The organism is Nocardia amamiensis, from assembly GCF_015477605.1.
GTDB classification, from domain to species: domain Bacteria; phylum Actinomycetota; class Actinomycetes; order Mycobacteriales; family Mycobacteriaceae; genus Nocardia; species Nocardia amamiensis_A.
The window spans coordinates 121,212-139,505 of sequence record NZ_JADLQX010000014.1 but is presented as its reverse complement, the minus strand read 5'-3'; the positions used below and the strand labels follow the sequence as shown (position 1 = coordinate 139,505).

Genomic DNA, 18,294 nt, shown 5'->3' with positions numbered 1-18,294 from the left:
GAAGGAACGCCATTGTTCACGAACCGGATCAACCGTGCGCCCGTGATTCCGAACCTGCATCGCGTGCGCTCGGTGGCCGCCACCCTCTGCTCGCTCGCCGTGCTGGCCGCGACGGCGGCGGTCTCGACCGCTCATGCCGACGAGATCGGCCAGAACTCCACCACCGCCACCGAATTCGGTTCGGTGGTCAGCTCGCACGGGTTCGCCGCCGGGTGGGGCGGCATCGAATCGGCTCGCTTCATCGAGTACGTCACCGAGGGCCCGACCGGCGCGCCGACGACGGTGACCGGCATTCTCGCGACGCCTGCCGGAAGCCCACCAGCGGGGGGCTGGCCGGTCGTCGCATGGGATCACGGGACCCGGGGCCTCGGGCCGACCTGCGGGATCACCACGGACCCGAAGGCCGACGCACCCATCGTGCGGGGGCTGCTGGATCGGGGCTACGCGGTCGTCGCGCCCGATTACCTCGGCCTGGGGCCGGGCGCCGCGACCGTCCATCCGTACCTGCACTCGCGCACCGAAGCCACGGCGACCGTCGACCTGGTGCGCGCCGCCCGCCGCGTCGAGCCCGCGCTCGCGCGCCGGTGGGCGGTCGCCGGTGTCTCCCAAGGCGGACACGCCACGCTCAACACCGGCAATATCGCCGACGGCTACGCTCCGGAACTCGATTTCCGCGGCACCGCGGCGCTCGCGCCCGCGTCCAACGTCGAGAAGATATTCACGCTCGCCGGGCCGTATGCGCCGACGGTGCCCGGCTTCGACGGGCTCACCGCGACGTTCGCGGCCGTGCTGGACGGGGTGCGGCTCGTTGCCCCCGATGCGGTGACGTCCATCCTGACGCCCACCGGTTCGGACGTGCTGGCGCGTATCGACCGTCGGTGCCAACCCGAATGGCAAGCCGCGGCCGACGGCGTCTCGATCGGGTCGATGCTCAACCGGCCGGTGGCGGGCAGCCCCGTGGCCGACGCCCTCACCCGCTACCTGGAGGTGCCGACCTCCGGATACCATCAGCCTATGTTCGTGGCGCACGGAACCGCCGATCGCGACATTCCCATTCCGATCACCCACGCGCTGCTCGCCCAATTCAACGCTGCCGGAACGAAATACGAGTTCCACACCTACGACGCCGATCACGGGGGGATCGTCGAGGCCGCTTGGCCGGACGTGCTGGCGTTCGTCGCCCGTGTTCTCGCACCCGCGTGATCAGTAGCGGAGCTGTTTCGCAACCGAGGTAGGTAGTGGGCCGCGGACGGGCCGCGGACGGTGGCGATCCGTTCGCGGCCCGTATTCCGCCGGTCAGGCCGACACGGTCGCCTTCTCCCGCTGCAGTTCCAGTGCGATGTCGATGAGCTGGTCTTCCTGGCCGCCGACGAGCTTGCGCTTGCCCGCGCGGACGAGCATCTCGGCGGCGGAGACGCCGTAGCGCTCGGCTTGCCGCTCGGCGTGCTTGAGGAAGCTGGAGTAGACGCCCGCGTAGCCCATCATCAGGGCTTGGCGGTCCAGCAGGCATTCCTGCGGCATCGCGGGGCGGACGACGTCTTCGGCGGCGTCGGCGATGGCGAAGAAATCGATGCCGGTCGTGATGCCGAGCTTGTCGCACACGCCGACCAGCGCTTCGACCGGTGTGTTGCCCGCGCCCGCACCGAAACGGCGTGCGCTGCCGTCGATCTGGGTGGCGCCGGCGCGGATCGCGTAGACCGAGTTGGCTACTGCCAGATCGAGGTTCTCGTGACCGTGGAAACCGACTTGGGCGTCATCGCCGAGTTCGGCGACCAGTGCGGCGACGCGGTCGGAAACCTGCTCCAGCACCAAGGCTCCGGCCGAATCGACGATGTAGACGCATTGGCAGCCCGCGTCGGCCATGATGCGCGCCTGCTCGGCCAGCACCTCCGGCGGCTGGGTGTGCGACATCATCAGGAAGCCGACGGTCTCCAGGCCGAGTTCCCGCGCGAGACCGAAGTGCTGGATCGACACGTCTGCCTCGGTGCAGTGGGTGGCGATGCGGCAGATGGACGCGCCGTTGTCCTGCGAGATCTTGATGTCTTCCTTCACGCCGACGCCGGGCAGCATCAGGACGGCGATCTTCGCCCGCTTCGCCGTCTCGGCGGCGATGGTGACCAGTTCCTGTTCCGGCGTCTTGGAGAAGCCGTAGTTGAACGACGAGCCGCCGAGTCCGTCGCCGTGGGTCACTTCGATCACCGGCACGCCCGCGCCGTCCAGCGCGGCCACGATGTCGCGGACCTCGGTGGCGGTGAACTGGTGGCGCTTGTGATGCGATCCGTCGCGCAGCGAGGTGTCGGTGACGCGGATGTCGAGTTCTGCTGAATAGACCATGTGGATAGCTCCTTTACACCCGGGCCGCTGTGTCTGATTGGTCGCCCCGCTCCGCTCGGCTCCGGATCTGTTCCGCGATGACCTCGCCCACCTGGGTGGCTGCGGCGGTCATGATGTCGAGGTTGCCCGCGTACGGCGGCAGGAAGTCGCCCGCGCCCTCCACCTCGACGAACACCGACACCTTGGCCATGCCGCCGGACACCACCGACGGCTGGTCGAACTGCGGCTCGTTGAGCAGCCGGTAGCCGGGCACGTACTGCTGGATGTCGGCGACCATCCGGTGGATGGAGTCGGCGATCGCGTCGGTGTCGGCGTCGTCGGGGATGGCGCAGAAAATGGTGTCGCGCATGATCATCGGCGGCTCGGCCGGGTTCAGGATGATGATCGCCTTGCCGCGCTGCGCACCGCCGATGGTCTCCACGCCACGGCTGGTGGTCTTGGTGAACTCATCGATGTTCGCGCGCGTTCCCGGTCCCGCGGACACCGACGACACCGACGCGACGATCTCCGCGTACGGCACCGGGACCACCCGCGACACCGCGGCGACGATCGGGATCGTCGCCTGCCCGCCACAGGTGATCATGTTGACGTTCGGCGCGTCGAGGTTGGCGCCGAGGTTCACCGGCGGCACCACGGCGGGCCCGACGGCGGCGGGTGTCAGATCTACGACCCGGATGCCTGCTTCGGCGTAACGCGGTGCGGCGGCGCGGTGCACGTAGGCCGAGGTCGCCTCGAAGATCAGGTCCGGCAGTTCGGACTGCCCGAGCAGCCAGTCGACGCCCTCGTGTGAGGTCTCCAGCCCCAGCCCGCGGGCCCGCTTCAGCCCCTCGCTGTCCGGGTCGATCCCGATCATCCAGCGTGGCTGGATCTTCTCCGAGCGCAGCAGTTTGTAGAGCAGATCGGTACTGATATTGCCGGACCCGACGATCGCGGCGGTGACGGTCCCGTTCGCGGACACGACAGCCTCCCTAGGTGAATTGCAGACGGACAGAACCGAGTCCGGCGAACTCGGCGTGGAATGCGTCGCCCGGACGGGCGTCGATGGCGCGGGTGCACGAACCGGGCAGCACGATGTCTCCCGCTTTCAGCCGGACGCCGAAGCTCGCCACCTTGCGCGCCAGCCAGGCGACCGCGATCACGGGATCGCCGAGCACGGCGTCGCTGCGGCCCTCGGCGACCACCTCGCCGTTGCGGGTGAGCACCGCGTCGATCGCCTTGACGTCGATATCCGCGGGCGCGACGCGCCCGGCGCCGAGCACGAAGCCGGCGGAGGAGGCATTGTCGGAGATGGTGTCGGCCAGGCCGATGTTCCAGTCCTTGATCCGCGAGTCGATCAACTCGATCGCGGGTGCGAAGGCGACCGTGGCGGCGAGCACGTCCGCCTCGGTGCAGTCGGCTCCGGGCAGGTCGGCGCCGAGCACGAAGCCGACCTCCACCTCGACGCGGGGGAACAGGTAGCGGCCCGCTTCGACCGGAACGTCTTCATAGACTTCCATTTCCGCGAGCAGATGCCCGTAGTCGGGCTCGTCGACGCCCATCATCTGCTGCATGGCCTTCGAGGACAGGCCCACCTTGTGCCCGACAACGCGGGCGCCGCCGTCGAGCCTGCGCCGGATGTTGATCAACTGGATCTCGTAGGCGTCGACCACGTCGATGCCGGGGTGCCTGGCGATCAGCGGATCGATCGCCACCCGGTCGCGCTCGGCGCGCTCGAGTTCGTCGGCCAGTTCGGTTCGTACCGCGTCGGACAGCACGCTAGTTTCCTTCCACAGTTGCTTGATCGAGCGCCGAGACCTGCTCGCCCGCCGCGGACCGGCCGGCCCTGCGGCCGGAGAAGACGCAGTCGGCCAGCGACAGCCCGCTGACGTAGGACTTCGAGCAGATCCCGATGGCGGTGCGTCCGGCCGCGAAAAGCCCGGGAATGTCCTTGCCCTCGGTCGATTTGACCGCGCCGGACTGTTCGTCCACGACGACGCCGCCGAGAGTGAGCATGGGGCACGGATTGGTCAGGCTCGGTTTGATGCCCACATCCAACAGCCAGAACGGGCCGGTCCCGACCGGTTGGGTGTACTCGGCGGGCTTGCCGACCGGATCGGGGGCGCCGGTCTCGATCGCGGTGTTGTGCGCCTCGACCGTTGCGCGCAAACCGGCGGGGTCGATACCCGCCTCGGCCGCTGCTTCTTCCAGCGTGGCGCCCCGGATCGCGGTGCGCCGCATGGTCTCGAACTGCCCGCGCTGGAACCATGCGCCCTGCTTGCCGATCTGGCCGATCGCAGAGCGCATCAACGCGTCGTCGGCCAGCAGCCAGCCCTTGCCGCCGTGCTCGGTGATCAGCGCGTGACCGACGGCAGCGCCGTAGCGGGTCTCGTCGATGACCCGGCGACCGGCGGCGTCCACCAGCAGTGCGCCGGTGAAAGCGCTCGGTGGCAGGAGGAATCGCCATGCGGAGACGTTGTCCATGCGGTCGACGGCCGCACCGGCCTGCTGTGCCATGAGAATCCCGCTGCCGTCGTCACCCGTGGTGCCGAGCGCGAGACCGCCGCGGTAGGCGGGTGCGTACAGCCGCACCATGTCGCGGTTGGCGATGAACCCGCCCGCGCTGACGACCACCCCGCGCCTGGCCAGGACGCGAATCGTGGTGCCGTAGCGGCGTTCCAGCCCGGCCAACCGCCGTTCCAGCCGCCGGCGCAGCGGTGGGTAGTAGATGCCCGGCTTGGCCGCGATATTCGCGATCCGGGTGTAGCGGTCCCGCACCCGCCCGGGCGCGTCACGCAGCGTGTGACACTCCACGCCGATCACCGCGCCGGTGCCGTCGGTAATCAATCGGGTTGCTCGCGTGAGGGTTTCCACGCGCACGCCGAGCCGGGACGCGGCGGCGGCGAGCGGGCCGGTGAGCTTCTTGCCCGAGGTACCCCGGCCCTTCACCCGATGTCCGCGCTGGGCGGCCGGGATGTCCCGGAACGCGCCGGAGATCTCGCTGCCGGAGTAGTACAGGTAGTAGCGGTCGTTCGGATAGGAGGTCTTGTACGGGCAGAGCGAGGCTTCGAACGGAACGCCGTGCCCCTTCAGCCACTCGATCAGACCGGGGCTTTCGTCGACGAACCGGCGTAGCGTCTCGGGAGCGACGGCGTCGCCGACCTCGCGCTCCAGATAGGCGTACATCGCCTCCGGAGTGTCCTCGACTCCCGCCTCACGCTGCACCGAGGTGCCGCCGCCCGCGTAGATGATGCCGCCGGACAGCGCCGACGCACCGCCGCCGGCGAACCGCTCCAGCACGAGCACCTGCGCGCCCGCCGCGGTCGCCTCCAGCGCGGCCGCCGCACCCGCGGCGCCGTATCCGACCACGACAACGTCGGTGGCCAGGTCCCATTCGAGGCCCATGTCCTCCACTCCGGTCTGAAACTGAAACAAGTTTCCTCGACAAATGGAACGTCGAGCAAGTCTTCTGCCACACAACATAGACCAATGGCGCGTCCATTCTATAACGTGTTCTACATGACTGATCGGGAATACGACGTGGTGGTGGTCGGCAGCGGCGCCGCCGGCATGACCGCCGCCCTCACCGCGGCCCAGCACGGGCTGCGCGTGGTGGTCATCGAAAAGGCCGCGCACTACGGCGGGTCGACCGCGCGCTCCGGCGGCGGCGTATGGATCCCGGGCAACAAGGCGCTGCGCGCGTCCGGTCGGCCCGACGACCGCGAGGACGCACGGACCTACCTGCACAGCATCATCGGCGACGTCGTACCCAAGGAACGCATCGACACCTACATCGACCGCGGCGCCGAAGCCTTCGACTTCGTGCTCGACCACACGCCGCTGAAGATGCGCTGGGTGCCGGGCTATTCCGACTACTACCCCGAGGCGCCGGGCGGCCGCGCCGAGGGACGCTCGTGCGAGCCGAGGCCGTTCAACGCCAAAGTCCTCGGCGCGGCGCGCTTCGATCTGGAACCGCCCTACAGCAAGGCGCCGCTGAACGTCGTGGTCACCCAGGCCGATTTCAAGCAGCTCAACCTCATCCGGCGGCATCCGCGCGGCATGCTGCGCGCCATGCGGGTCGGCGCGCGCACCACATGGGCCCGGATCACCGGCAAGCATCTGCTCGGCATGGGGCAGGCACTGGCCGCCGCGCTGCGCAAGGGCCTGCTGGACGCGGACGTGCCGCTGCTGCTGAACACCCCGCTGACCCGGCTGATCGTCGAGGACGACCGGGTCGCCGGCGTCGAGGCCGAACACGAGGGCCAGACCGTCCGCTTCGCGGCTCGCTACGGCGTCGTGCTGGCCACCGGCGGCTTCGAGCACAACGCGGAGATGCGGCACGCCTACCAGCGCGAGCCCATCAGCACCGAATGGACCACCGGCGCGCCCGCCAACACCGGCGACGGCATCAACGCCGGGCTCGAACTCGGCGCCGCCGTCGACATCATGGCCGACGCCTGGTGGGGGCCGACGATCTTCAAGGGCGGCAAGCCCTGGTTCTGCCTGGCGGAGCGCAATCTGCCGGGCTGCGTCATCGTGAACGCCGACGGGAAGCGATTCGGAAATGAGTCCGCTCCTTACGTCGAGGCCGTGCACACCATGTACGGCGGCGAGTACGGCCAAGGCGATGGCCCCGGCGAGAACGTCCCCGCCTGGCTGGTGTTCGACCAGCGCTACCGCAACCGCTACATCTTCGCGGGGTTGCAGCCCGGCCAGCGGTTTCCGTCCCGCTGGATGGAAAACGATCTCATCGTGCAGGCGCCGACGCTGGCCGAACTGGCCGCGAAGATCGGCGTGCCGGAGCAGAACCTGGCCGCGACCATCGAACGGTTCAACGGCTTCGCGGCCAGCGGCGTGGACGAGGACTTCCACCGCGGCGACAGCGCCTACGACAAGTACTACGGCGACCCGACCGTCAAACCGAACCCTTGCCTGGCCGCGCTGGTGGAGGGGCCGTTCTACGCGGCGAAGATCGTGCCCGGCGATCTCGGCACCAAGGGCGGCCTGGTCACCGATACCGCGGGCCGGGTGCTGCGTGAGGACGAGACCGTCATCGAGGGCCTGTACGCCTCCGGCAATGTCAGCGCCCCCGTCATGGGCCACACCTACGCGGGCCCCGGCGCCACCATCGGCCCCGCCATCACCTTCGGCTATCTGGCGGTGCTGGATATCGCCGAGCGCAAGAAGGAACAGCCCGCGGCGGCCACGGCCGGGGCGTGAGGTCATGTCACGGCTCGACGGCCGGGCGCGGCCGCACGTGCTCGGCGCCAGCCGCCCGACTGCGGCGTCGGCGAGCGCGGCCAGCGGCGGCACGGCTCGAAATCGCGGCCGCCGCTGTGCACGCTCGGCAGAAAACGCCGCGACCTCCTCGTCCTCGCTCGGTTGGAGCGGTACACCCGGAACGGGTCGCGAAAACCGATCGTCCCGCGGAACGGGCGAAGTGGAGCCGAGCCGGTGTCACGGACCGCAGGATTGATCCGTGGCGGCAGGTCCGCGACAGATCCGGTGCTTCCCGTCGGAACGCAGGCCGCCCGGATTCGTCCACAATCATGCACAAGGAGTTCTGATGCCCATCGACCCGAAGATCGCACTCGGCGCGCAGCTGCCAAGCCAGGAATTCGCCTGGACACCTTCGGACGTGCAGCTCTACCAGCTCGGTCTCGGCGCGGGTGCGCGCTGGACGGACCCGGCCGAGCTGCGCTACCTCGACGATCGGGAACCGCAGGTGCTGCCGACCTTCGCGACCGTCGCGCCAACGCTGCACGAGACCGAACCACCGAAGGTGAGCTTTCCCGGCATCGACATCGATCTGGCGAAGGTGGTGCACGGCCACCAGGAGATCGAGGTGCACCGGCTGATCCCCCCCGGGGGCAAGGCGACCAGCACCGGCCGGATCGCGGAGATCTGGGACAAGGGCTCCGCGGCGGTGGTCGTGCAGGAGCACACGGTCACCGGTTCCGATGGAGCGCCGCTGTGGACGGCGCGTTCGTCGATCTTCGCCAAGGGCGAGGGCGGCTTCGGTGGCGAGCGCGGACCCAGCACCAAGACTCAGTTGCCGGACCGGGCGCCGGATTTCGACGTCACCACGCCCACACTGCCGCAGCAGGCGCTGCTCTACCGGATGTGCGGTGACCGCAACCCGCTGCACTCTGATCCGAAGTTCGCCCGCGCGGCCGGGTTTCCCGCGCCCATCCTGCACGGGCTGTGCACCTACGGCATCGTCTGCAAGACCGCGACCGACACCGTGCTGGACGCCGACGCGAGCCGCGTCACCGGTTTCCGCGCCCGATTCGCGGGCGTGCTCTTCCCCGGCGAAACGATCCGCACCCGCATCTGGCGCCAGGACGACACCCTGACCATCGCGGCGACCGTCGTGGAGCGCGACGACGCACCGGTCCTCGGCGATGTCACGCTGCGATTCCAGACGGCGTGACGCCGATCGGCAATAGCGGCAGACGCTGCCACTGGGCGGTCGGACGGACCGGATGGCCGGCTCGACCAGCGCACCGATCGGTCCCCGCAGCGGGGACGTACCGCGAAATGGCCCGGACTCGGCGGGCGTCAGGGTCGCTCGTACGACCGAAGTTGCCGGTCACCGGGCGCGCGTCTGGCCGCGGCGCCCTGGATCACCAGAGCGAACAGCACCACGATCAGGACCGGCGCCACCAAGGGCGCCCAGGAAAGACGCAGCGGGATCAGTCCGGCGCCGACCGCTACCGCCGCGAAGCCGACCGCGCCGACCACGGACGGGATGGTGGTGGGGACCACCCCGTGCGGCGCGGTCACCGTGGCGGCGTTGAGCAGATACGTCGTGGCCACCAATCCCGTCGCGGCGGAGGCGAGGATGCCCGCGTCGGCGACCGCGAGCAGGCCGAGCGCGAGCAGCACCGCGCACACCGCCACCGGCCGGTACCACCAGCCGAGCGCGACCAGGACGAGGGCGGGAACGCCGACCCACGGCTCCAGCAGCGCCACCGACGCCACCAGCAGCACCCCGGAGAGAACGGCGAGAAATCGGGTCATCGGCGCACCCGCACCATCCTGCGGTGCTCGGGGAGCACGCGCATGATCTCGTCCAGACGGGCATCCTGCGGCCAGGCCACGACATCGACACCGACGGTGCCCATGTCCCGGTACATCGCGGCGCGCTCGAGCTGCCACATCCTGGCCAGGATCGGATCGAGGTCCTCGCGGAACGGGGTACCGCGCAGGACATCCACCACGACCACCACGTGCCCGCGCTTGCGCAGGTCGATCAACGCGAGCGCGAACTGGGTGTCCAGCAGCGTGGAGAACGCCACCACGATCGCCCCGAGCGGCACGGCCGCGTGCGGCGCGAGGGTGCCGGTGGTCGGAATGTGCTCGTCGCCGACGTCGAGCACGGTGTCGACGATGCGGTAGAACTGCCTGCGTCCGATATCCGGGCGAAGCCAGCGCGGAGCCTGGCCCAGGCACACCACTGCGGTCCGGTCGCCCGCCTGCAATGTCGACTGCACTACCTGCGCCGCGCCGCGCACCGACAACTCCAGAGAGTCGGTGGCCGGCCCCGGGGCCTGCTGCGAGGTGTCCACCAGCACGACGACATCCGCGGAACGGTTGGTCAGTCGCTCGGTGACATACAGCCGCCCGCGCCGCGCGCTCACCGGCCAGTTCACGGTGCGCAACTGATCGCCGGGCGCGTAAGCGCGGATGTCGGCGTACTCGACGCCGGGGCCGTGCCTGCGGGTCAGATGCGTGCCCAGCCGCTCGGGAAGTTCGGTGCGGGGCAGTCGCATCCGCTGCGGATCGGTGATCGGGTAGACGAACAGCTCACCAGCGGGCAACACCGCCGTGGCGATCGCGAGTCCCGCCGGGCTCAGCGCCGACACTCGCACCGAAACGGGATAGCGGCCCCACCGATCCGCCGTGAGCGCCAGGCGCAGGCCGGCGGGGGCGACACCGGAATCGATCGCCTCTTCGACCCGGAGCCCGAGCCCTGGCGAACCCTTCGGTTTCAGCCGCAGCAGCGCATGCCCCTTCTCCACGAAGGCGGCGACGGTGAGCGTCACCTCATCGGATTCGAAACAGCGCAGCGTGCCGCCGCCGTCGATCTGGATCCTGGTCGCGGACTGCTGCCACGGCGCGGTGGCCAGCACGCCGAGCAGCGGCGCGGCGAACACGACCAGCTGCCACCTGCCCAGGATCACCGCCAGCACCAGGGCCGCCGCGGCGCACACCGCGAGCATGAAGACCAGCGGTGCGGGCCGCCACCGCAATTCGGCGTCGACCGCGGAGCTGGCGTCGCGATGCCTCATGTCACGGTGGCGCGCGGGACCGGCAGACGGCGCAATAGTTCGGTGATCACGTCCTCGCCGCGGATGCGGCGCACCCACATCTCCGGCCGGAGCGTGATCCGGTGCGCCATGGCCGGAACGGCCAGCGCCTTCACGTCTTCGGGGACCACGTAGTCGCGGCCGAGCAGCAGCGCCCGTGCCCTGGACATCTGCACGAGATCGAGCTCGGCGCGCGGGCTGGCGCCGACCTCCACCTGGGGATGTCCCCTGGTCGCCGCGGCCAACGCGACGACGTAGCTCACCACATCGGGGTGCACGGTCACGTACTCGACCGACTGCCGCATCTCCAGCAGGCCGTTCGCGTCCACGACCTGGTTGATCTGCGGTTGCTGCGCGCCGCGCTCCAGCCTGCGCCGAATCATCTGGGTCTCGTCCTGTTCGGACAGATAGCCCAGCCGCAGCTTGATGGCGAACCGGTCCAGCTGGGCTTCCGGCAGCGGATAGGTGCCCTCGTACTCGATCGGGTTGTCGGTGGCCAGCACGACGAACGGCTGCGGCAGCACGAATGTCTCGCCGTCGATGCTGACCTGGCCCTCCGCCATCGCCTCCAGCAGCGCGGCCTGGGTCTTCGGCGGGGTGCGGTTCACCTCGTCGGCCAGCAGCAGGTTGGTGAACACCGGGCCGCGCCGGAAGGTGAACCGGCCGGAGGACATGTCGTAGATGGTCGACCCGAGCAGGTCGGCGGGCAGCAGGTCGGGGGTGAACTGCACCCGGGTGAACTGCAACCCGAGCGCGGCCGCGAACGACCTCGCGATGAGCGTCTTGCCGAGGCCGGGCAGGTCCTCGATCAGCACGTGTCCGCCGGACAGCACCGCGATCATGATCAACTGCAACTCGTCCTGCTTGCCGACCACGACCCGGGACAGCTCCCTGAGCACGGCATCGCTGCGCTGAACGGTGACATCCATCGGCATCGTCATTTGTGTACTCGCACTTGCCTCAACCCATTTCACATTCTCTGCAGGCGGCTCAGGATCTCGTCCAGCGCCGCGCGTCCCGGTGCCCTGCTGGTCTGATCACGCAACGACGAATTGGCCGGATCCACCCAGCGCCAGAGTTCGGGGCCGAATTGGTGGATACCCGCCGCCTCGACCGCCTTGCGGTTCTTCGCCACCCGCTGGCCGGTGGACAGCTCGAACTCCTTGGCCAGCAACGGGCGCAAGTGGCGGTCCCACTCGGCCCGGGTGCCGTCCGCGCGGTCCGCGAGCATCTGCGCCCTGGCATGCCAGCGCTGCAACATCTCCGCGGGGCCGTTCTCCATCTCGTCGATTTCGGGTTCCTCCCCGGCGCCGGACCGGTCGAGCAACGACCAGACCAGCCAGCCCAACGCCACCGCAACCGGGATACCCGCGACGACCAGCAGCAACCCACGCGCTCGCTCCACGGCCGCCAACTCGACCACCACGACGGCGATCACACAGGTGATCACGGCCGCCACCCGGGTCATGCCGAATCCTTTCGCACCTGACCGGGGGCCCTGCGTGGTGCGGCAAGCTGCCGGCTCCGGGCCTGAGCGGTCCTGCGGTGCCCTTTCCGGCGCGGCCGGCAGCCCGGGCCCAGTGGCGTGGGCTGCCGCGGTGGAGTCCGTCCGGTCATGCGGGCACCTCCCCTTGCAGGTCGGCGAGCACGATGCGCAGCAGTTGCTGGGCGCGCATGCGCTGCCACTCGAGCATGGCGTGCGGGCTGAATCTGGCCTCTTCGAACAGCGCGACCAGCTCGCGCGCGGACGCGTCGTGCAGCGCGCCTCGTTCGAACGCGCGGGCCAGCACCTCCATCGGAGTGTCCGAGATCAGCGGAGCGGCGGACCGGTCGGAAGCGAGGCCGCGCTCCATGGCGACGTAGCAGGCGATGATCGCGGTGCGCGGGTCCTGGCCGGGCGCGTTCATCGCGGCGAGGCCCATCTCGGCCGCACGAGCCAGCGAGTCCACCACGGTGGGGCCAGCCGGGGCGGCAAGTCCGGGCGCTGGCACGGGTTTGCGCCGGGAGGCCACCGTCACCACGACCAGACCCGTCAGGGCGACCGTCACCAGTCCTGCCGCGGCCATCGCGGCCAGCACCAGCGCCATCCCGGTCAGTTCCGACGATCCCGGGCCGGGTTCGGTCGGCGCGGGTGCCCCGAACTCCGGCGGGGCGCCGGTGGTGGTGGCGGGCGCCGCCGGGGGCGCGGGCTCGCTCGGCCCGCTCGCACCGATGAAGTAGATCGCGGTCCCGGCGGCGACCAGCAAGGCGAGCAACGCGAGCGCCCCCAGCACCGCCAAACCCACCCGCCCGAGGCGCCACTGCTGGCGCTCTTCCGCACGTTCCGGCTCGGGCATGGCCAGCGGCAGGCGATGCTGGCTGGCGATAACACCGGCCAGCAGGATCACCATGGACACGGTGAGCAAGACCGGCATGAGCGCGACCGACACGGCGGACGGAGCACGCCGTTGCGGCTCGGCTTCAATAATTCCTGGGATGTATCCACGCAGGGTGATGACGGCAAGAGCCAGCAGCGTGATCAGCACGATCACGCGCGATATCGGCGCTCGCGCCCGGGCCACTGCGTTACCACCACATCTGAGTACTGCACAAAGCAGCCACATAGTTACATGCCGTGCGGTCCGCTCGGGATGGAATCGAATACTTCGGAGTTCCTCCTCTTAAACCGCGCTAGTAGCGGGGACATCGCAGCACGCGGCGGGAACGGCGACTACCGGGCGACCACCGTCGAAAGTTGGGACAATTCACAAAGTCGGCTTTCTAAACGTGAGATATCCGGCACTCCGACCACGTTCTGGACGAGCGCAGAAAGCGGCGCGGGCGCGACCACGGTGAGTTCACGGTCGGCGTCATAGAGAACATCGATCACGTTCACCAACCGCATGGCGTGATCCGGTGGAACTTCGTTCAGCGGCGGGATATCTCGGATTTCCCAGCGCTGAAAACGTTGGGCCAGTTCGACATAATCAGCGGCAGATGTTGGGACACCGCACAAATTCGCGAAGTCGATGACAAGGGTGTCCTGGGCGGCAATGGCGCGCAATCTCCGTGGGCCGAGGAATATCTCGACGGCAGAGTGGTTCGTCGGTGCCGCAACGGGATTCTCAGGGCCACCGGAGAGCAGGGCTTCGGCACTGCGTGGTGTGCATCGTGCTGGATCCACGATGTATCTTCCGGCCGCGAATCCCGTTCGGGAATCGTTGCCCGAGCGCAGAGCGCGATAGTCGATCGGCCCGTCGACCGGCACCACGTCCATGTGCGCCAGAATCCGTTCGATCGTCGGCACGAAACGGTCGTGGAACAACGGATTGGGCAGCAGCTCATGGGGTGGATAATTCGACGTCACCACCAGGACGACGCGACGGGCGAACAGCGCGTCCAGCAGCCGTGCGATCAGCATCGCGTCGCCGATGTCGTGCACGTGGAACTCATCGAAGCAGATCAGCCGAGCGTCGCCGAGCAGCGCGTCCACCGCGGCGTCGATCGCGCCGGATTCGTGTGCGGCGGCGTGCAACCGGGCGAAGAACTGGTGGAAGTGATAGCGCCGCTTGCGCTCCGAGGCCAGCTCGGCGAAGAACCGATTCATCAGCATGGTTTTGCCGCGCCCCGGCCTGCCGTGCAGGTAGACGCCGCGATGACGCCGAATCGGCTTACCATGCCGATCGAGCAACTCCCGCAACCGCGTCACCGCCCGCGCCTGATCGGAATCCCACTGGATCACGTCGGGTTCCATGACACCTCCTCGTCCTCTACATTTGTAGAGGGCGGCCCGACCGGCGGCCAGGAAAGGTGATCATGTCCACAAGCGACCGGCGCATGCTCCTCCTCGACACGGCCATCGATCTGATCGCGACCCGAGGAATCCGCTCGCTCACCCACCGCGCACTGGACACCGCGCTCGACCTGCCCGCCGGTTCGGCCTCGTACTACTTCCGCACCAGACGCGCACTGCTCGCGGGCGTCGCGGACCGCATCGCCGAGCGATCACGCGCCGACTTCATCGCTGCCGGCCCGAGCCTGGAGGCATCCGGCACGCAGGACACCGCACTCGATCCCGAGCCGGCCGGACGCGCGATCGCGATGTGGGTCGATCGGCTGCTCGCCGAACGTGGCAACCACCTGATCGCCCGGCATGCGCTGCTCGCGGAACTACGCGCGGACCCCGAACTGCGCGCCCGGCTCGCGCGCAGCTTGTTCTCCGTCGGGCATGCGCGAGAACTATTCCGCGCCAAGGGTTCCACCGACCCGGAAACCGCCGCCGCCGACTTCGTCGCCGTGCTCGAGGGCGCGGTCTTCGACCGCTGCACGGGCAACCGCACCCATCTCGCACCCGGCACCCAGGCCAGCGTCGATCAGCTCACGACCCTGTTCGCGGTCTACTTGCGCGCCTTGTGAGCGATATCGAACACCACCCGATCATCTGCTCAGCGCGGGAATTCGCAGCACCGGCGGATGACCATGCCAGATCGGCGGCCGGTCCCGGGCAGTCAGCACCCACAAGGCTTGGCAGCGCTGCTTGATTCGAGCTCGGTGATCGGCCCGCCTTCCACGCGGCACCCTTGCGGCCGAAGCTCTGCACGTCCATGCCGCCGACTCGATCCGCGTCACGGCCAGCCTCGTTCGGAATACCTCTCGCCGCGGGCGCGGCCACGAATCGCCTCCAACGGGTATTCGATGATGTCGTCCGGCAGTTCGTCCAGCGGAAACCAGCGCAGCTCGTAGCAGTTGTCCGGCTCCCGGTTGACCGGCTCGCCGACCCACCGTGACGTCTCGAAGAACAACCCGAGCCGTGCTTCCCGACCGGCCGCGACCACATGCGCGACGTGCACGAAGTTCAGGTCGTCCGGCTCGATCTCGACCCCGGTCTCCTCCCGCGCCTCACGTACCGCCCCGGCCGTCGCCGACTCTCCCGCCTCCAGCCTGCCCGCCGGAAGATGCCACCGTCCGTCGAACTCGTCGGCGCTGCGCCGTCTGCTCAGCAGCAGCTCCTCGCCGCGCAGTAACAGAACGTGCACATCCACCAGATGCCGATCCGTCACCGCCTCAACCTAACGCTCGCCGCCGCACGCCAGAGCATTCCACCGCACCGCTTCCACCCGCCGCGAAGCGCGATCCCGATCCGGCGCTAGCCGGCGTGGGCGGACAGGATCAGACCGGAGGTCGGCACACCGGTACCCGCGGTGACCAGGATGTTCTCCAGATTCTCGACCGGGTTGACCGAGGTGCCGCGGATCTGCCGGACCGCTTCGGCGATGCCGTTCATGCCGTGGATGTAGGCCTCCCCGAGCTGTCCGCCGTGGGTGTTCAGCGGCAGGCGCCCGCCGATCTCGATGGCGCCGTCGGCGATGAAGTCCTTCGCCTCGCCGCGCGGGCAGAAACCGAGTTCCTCCAGCTGCATGAGGACGAACGGGGTGAAGTGGTCGTAGAGGATCGCCGCCTGCATGTCCTCCGGACGCAACCCGCTCTGCGCCCACAGCTGGTCGCCGACCAGGCCCATCTCCGGCAGGCCGGTCATGGCGTCGCGGTAGTAACTGGTCATCACGTACTGGTCCGCGCCGGAACCCTGCGCGGCCGCGGCGATCACGGCGGGACGCTGCGGCAGGTCGCGGGCGCGCTCGACGCTCGTGACCACGATCGCGACGCCCCCGTCGGACTCCTGGCAGCAGTCCAGCAGGTGCAGTGGCTCGGCGATCCAGCGGGAATTCTGGTGCTCGTCCAGCGTGATCGGCTTGCCGTAGAAGAAGGCGGCCGGGTTCACCGCGGCGTGCTTGCGGTCGGCGACCGCGACACGTCCGAAATCCGCGCTGGTGGCCCCGTAGACGTGCATGTAGCGCCGAGCGACCATCGCCACCTGCGCGGCCGGCGTGCCCAGCCCCTGCGGGTAGGACCAGCCCGCGTCGATGCCCGACGAGGTGGGCGCGGTGGCCAGCGCCGTGGAGAACTGCCCGAACCGCGACACCGAACGCTCATTGAACGCGCGATAGGCCACCACCACGTCGGCGATGCCGGTGGCCACCGCCATGGCGGCCTGCTGAACGGTGGCGCAGGCCGCGCCGCCGCCGTAGCCGATGTGGCTGAAGAAGGTCAGCCGCGGAATCCCGACCGCCCTGGCCACCGCGGCCTGGGTGTTGGTGTCCATGGTGAACGTGGTCAGGCCGTCCACATCGGCCGCCGTCAAGCCGGCGTCCGCCAGCGCCGCGGTGACCGCCTCGGCGGCCAGCCGCAGTTCGCTGCGCCCGGAGTCCTTGGAGAAATCCGTCGCGCCGATGCCGACGATGGCCGCGCGGCCGGACATGGCGTGCTCAGTCCTCGTCATCAGCCCTCCGCAACGCAATGACGGCCGTGGCCGTGATGTGATCGCCGAGGCTGTCCTTGCCGACCACGTCGATGTGAATGTCGTCGTCTTCCAGCGCGGTCACCGTGCCGGTGAGGGTCAGCGTGTCACCCGCGTACAGCGGCACACCCAGGCGCAGCGCGAGCGACTTCACGATCGCGCGCGGACCGGCCCAGTCGGTGACGAAACGCTGCACGAGACCGGTGTCGGTGAGGATGTTGACGAAGATGTCCTTGGAGCCGCGGGCGACGGCCTTGTCCCGGTCGTGGTGCACGTCCTGGAAATCCCGGGTGGCCAGGGCGGTGCTGATCACGAACGTCGGATCGGCGGTGATGACCAGCTCGGGCAGCACGGTGCCGACCCGGACGGCATCCGGTTCCACGGCGGAATTCACGAGACCACCTGCCAGAACGGCAGGGTCGCCTCGTCGTCCAGCTTCTCGAAGCCCACCTCGACCGCCAGGCCGACCCGCACCTCGGCGGGGTCGATGCCGCGCAGTTCCCCGAGCATGCGCACGCCCTCCTCCAATTCGACCAGCGCGACCACGAACGGCAGCTGCCGCCCCGGCACCTTCGGCGCGTGGTGCACGACGTAACTGAACACGCTGCCGCGCCCAGAAGCGACCACGTAATCGGTCGGCTTCGACTTGTCCTGCCAGATGGCCGGAATGGGCGGGTGCCGCAGCGATCCGTCCGGCAGCCGCTGAATCCGCAGCTCGCCGATTTTGGTTCCCTCCCAGAAGAATTCGGTGTCCAGCGAGACCAGCGGCTTGACCCGGTCGGCTGCGGCTGGTTTCGGCGCCGCGGTGCCCGGCGCGAATTTCAGCAGCCGGAACAGCATCTCGGCGACCACCTCGTCGCCGACACGCCAGGTGGTCCGGAAGGTGACGAACCACCCTTCCCCCAGCGCGGTCCGCTTCGGGCCGCGGATGTCCGAAAGCCTGCTGGTCACCGAAACCTGTTCGCCCACATTGAGGTAGCGGTAGTAGGTCTGCTGACAGTCGGTGGCGACCACGGAAGTGTAGCCTGCGGCGTCGAGCAGTTCGGTCACCGCGCCCATCGGGTCGTCGGCGGGCCGGGAACCCTTCAGCCCGAACATGGTCCACACCTGAGCCATCGCGGGCGGGGCGACGACGCCGGGATGTCCCGCGGCGCGAGCCGCCGCCTCGTCGACGTAGATGGGATTGGCATCGCCGAGGGCCTCGACCCAGTTGTTGATCATCGGCTGGTTCACCGGATCTCGCCCGAAACGGGGCGCGCACTCGCCCGCCGCCCGGATGGCCTCGGCCGCGGTGATGATCGCTTCCGGAGTGGTGGTTTCCGGCACGCGCGACTCCTT

At 69.2% G+C, this 18,294-nt stretch carries 18 protein-coding genes; 4 read left to right on the top strand and 14 right to left on the bottom strand.

Going from position 1 to position 18,294, the window contains the following annotated elements:
- Positions 1-12 precede the first annotated feature (12 nt).
- Positions 13-1,203 (top strand): lipase family protein, encoded by a 1,191-nt coding sequence (locus IU459_RS19820; protein WP_195131026.1) that lies wholly within the window; start codon positions 13-15, stop codon positions 1,201-1,203.
- Positions 1,204-1,296: 93 nt separating this feature from the next.
- On the opposite strand, the gene dmpG is transcribed toward IU459_RS19820, so the two are convergent.
- Genes dmpG through IU459_RS19800 form a run of 4 tightly spaced genes read right to left on the bottom strand, consistent with a single transcriptional unit; the run spans position 1,297 to position 5,715 of the window.
- Positions 1,297-2,334: a 4-hydroxy-2-oxovalerate aldolase gene (dmpG, locus tag IU459_RS19815; RefSeq protein ID WP_195131025.1), complete on the bottom strand. Its 1,038-nt coding sequence runs from the start codon at positions 2,332-2,334 to the stop codon at positions 1,297-1,299.
- Positions 2,335-2,347: 13 nt separating this feature from the next.
- Complete coding sequence (locus IU459_RS19810; protein WP_195131024.1) at positions 2,348-3,292, bottom strand: acetaldehyde dehydrogenase (acetylating); 945 nt, start codon at positions 3,290-3,292, stop codon at positions 2,348-2,350.
- A gap of 10 nt (positions 3,293-3,302) precedes the next feature.
- Complete coding sequence (locus IU459_RS19805) at positions 3,303-4,088, bottom strand: 2-keto-4-pentenoate hydratase (protein WP_195131023.1); 786 nt, start codon at positions 4,086-4,088, stop codon at positions 3,303-3,305.
- Position 4,089: 1 nt separating this feature from the next.
- Positions 4,090-5,715, bottom strand: a complete 1,626-nt coding sequence (locus IU459_RS19800; RefSeq protein WP_195131101.1) for an FAD-binding protein — start codon at positions 5,713-5,715, stop codon at positions 4,090-4,092.
- A gap of 114 nt (positions 5,716-5,829) precedes the next feature.
- Between IU459_RS19800 and kstD the strand changes: the two genes are divergently transcribed.
- Both kstD and IU459_RS19790 read left to right on the top strand, forming a co-directional pair.
- Positions 5,830-7,530: a 3-oxosteroid 1-dehydrogenase gene (gene kstD, locus IU459_RS19795; protein WP_195131022.1), complete on the top strand. Its 1,701-nt coding sequence runs from the start codon at positions 5,830-5,832 to the stop codon at positions 7,528-7,530.
- A 346-nt stretch (positions 7,531-7,876) separates the two neighbouring features.
- Entirely contained in the window at positions 7,877-8,743 is an 867-nt protein-coding gene (locus IU459_RS19790) for a MaoC family dehydratase (RefSeq protein WP_195131021.1), read from the top strand.
- A gap of 128 nt (positions 8,744-8,871) precedes the next feature.
- Here the strand turns inward: IU459_RS19790 and IU459_RS19785 are convergent, their stop codons facing one another.
- The 6 genes from IU459_RS19785 to zapE form a co-directional block, all read right to left on the bottom strand.
- Positions 8,872-9,333 (bottom strand): hypothetical protein, encoded by a 462-nt coding sequence (locus tag IU459_RS19785; RefSeq protein ID WP_195131020.1) that lies wholly within the window; start codon positions 9,331-9,333, stop codon positions 8,872-8,874.
- Positions 9,330-10,604: a DUF58 domain-containing protein gene (locus IU459_RS19780; protein ID WP_195131019.1), complete on the bottom strand. Its 1,275-nt coding sequence runs from the start codon at positions 10,602-10,604 to the stop codon at positions 9,330-9,332. Before IU459_RS19780 ends, IU459_RS19785 begins: the two co-directional genes overlap by 4 nt.
- Positions 10,601-11,563, bottom strand: coding sequence for an AAA family ATPase (locus IU459_RS19775; protein WP_195131018.1), 963 nt, complete (start codon positions 11,561-11,563; stop codon positions 10,601-10,603). The genes IU459_RS19780 and IU459_RS19775 overlap by 4 nt, the downstream gene beginning before the upstream one ends.
- Positions 11,564-11,592: 29 nt before the next feature.
- On the bottom strand, positions 11,593-12,090 hold the full coding sequence (locus IU459_RS19770) for a hypothetical protein (RefSeq protein WP_195131017.1): 498 nt from the start codon (positions 12,088-12,090) through the stop codon (positions 11,593-11,595).
- A gap of 145 nt (positions 12,091-12,235) precedes the next feature.
- On the bottom strand, positions 12,236-13,153 hold the full coding sequence (locus IU459_RS19765; RefSeq protein WP_324198941.1) for a DUF4129 domain-containing protein: 918 nt from the start codon (positions 13,151-13,153) through the stop codon (positions 12,236-12,238).
- A gap of 179 nt (positions 13,154-13,332) precedes the next feature.
- The gene (zapE, locus tag IU459_RS19760; protein ID WP_195131015.1) at positions 13,333-14,355 is read right to left on the bottom strand and encodes a cell division protein ZapE; all 1,023 of its coding nucleotides are present in this window, start codon (positions 14,353-14,355) and stop codon (positions 13,333-13,335) included.
- 62 nt (positions 14,356-14,417) lie between these two features.
- Here zapE and IU459_RS19755 point away from each other — a divergent pair, with 62 nt between their 5' ends.
- Positions 14,418-15,017 carry a TetR/AcrR family transcriptional regulator gene (locus tag IU459_RS19755; RefSeq protein WP_195131014.1) on the top strand — a complete coding sequence of 200 codons (600 nt, stop codon included), beginning with the start codon at positions 14,418-14,420 and terminating at the stop codon, positions 15,015-15,017.
- A gap of 209 nt (positions 15,018-15,226) precedes the next feature.
- On the opposite strand, the gene IU459_RS19750 is transcribed toward IU459_RS19755, so the two are convergent.
- The 4 genes from IU459_RS19750 to IU459_RS19735 form a co-directional block, all read right to left on the bottom strand.
- Positions 15,227-15,661 carry an NUDIX hydrolase gene (locus IU459_RS19750; protein ID WP_195131013.1) on the bottom strand — a complete coding sequence of 145 codons (435 nt, stop codon included), beginning with the start codon at positions 15,659-15,661 and terminating at the stop codon, positions 15,227-15,229.
- Positions 15,662-15,747: 86 nt separating this feature from the next.
- Positions 15,748-16,938 (bottom strand): lipid-transfer protein, encoded by a 1,191-nt coding sequence (locus IU459_RS19745; RefSeq protein ID WP_228838174.1) that lies wholly within the window; start codon positions 16,936-16,938, stop codon positions 15,748-15,750.
- Positions 16,925-17,350, bottom strand: coding sequence for a MaoC family dehydratase (locus tag IU459_RS19740; protein WP_324198940.1), 426 nt, complete (start codon positions 17,348-17,350; stop codon positions 16,925-16,927). The genes IU459_RS19745 and IU459_RS19740 overlap by 14 nt, the downstream gene beginning before the upstream one ends.
- Positions 17,347-18,282, bottom strand: a complete 936-nt coding sequence (locus tag IU459_RS19735; RefSeq protein ID WP_195131012.1) for a bifunctional MaoC family dehydratase N-terminal/OB-fold nucleic acid binding domain-containing protein — start codon at positions 18,280-18,282, stop codon at positions 17,347-17,349. Before IU459_RS19735 ends, IU459_RS19740 begins: the two co-directional genes overlap by 4 nt.
- Between the last annotated feature and the right edge of the window lie 12 nt (positions 18,283-18,294).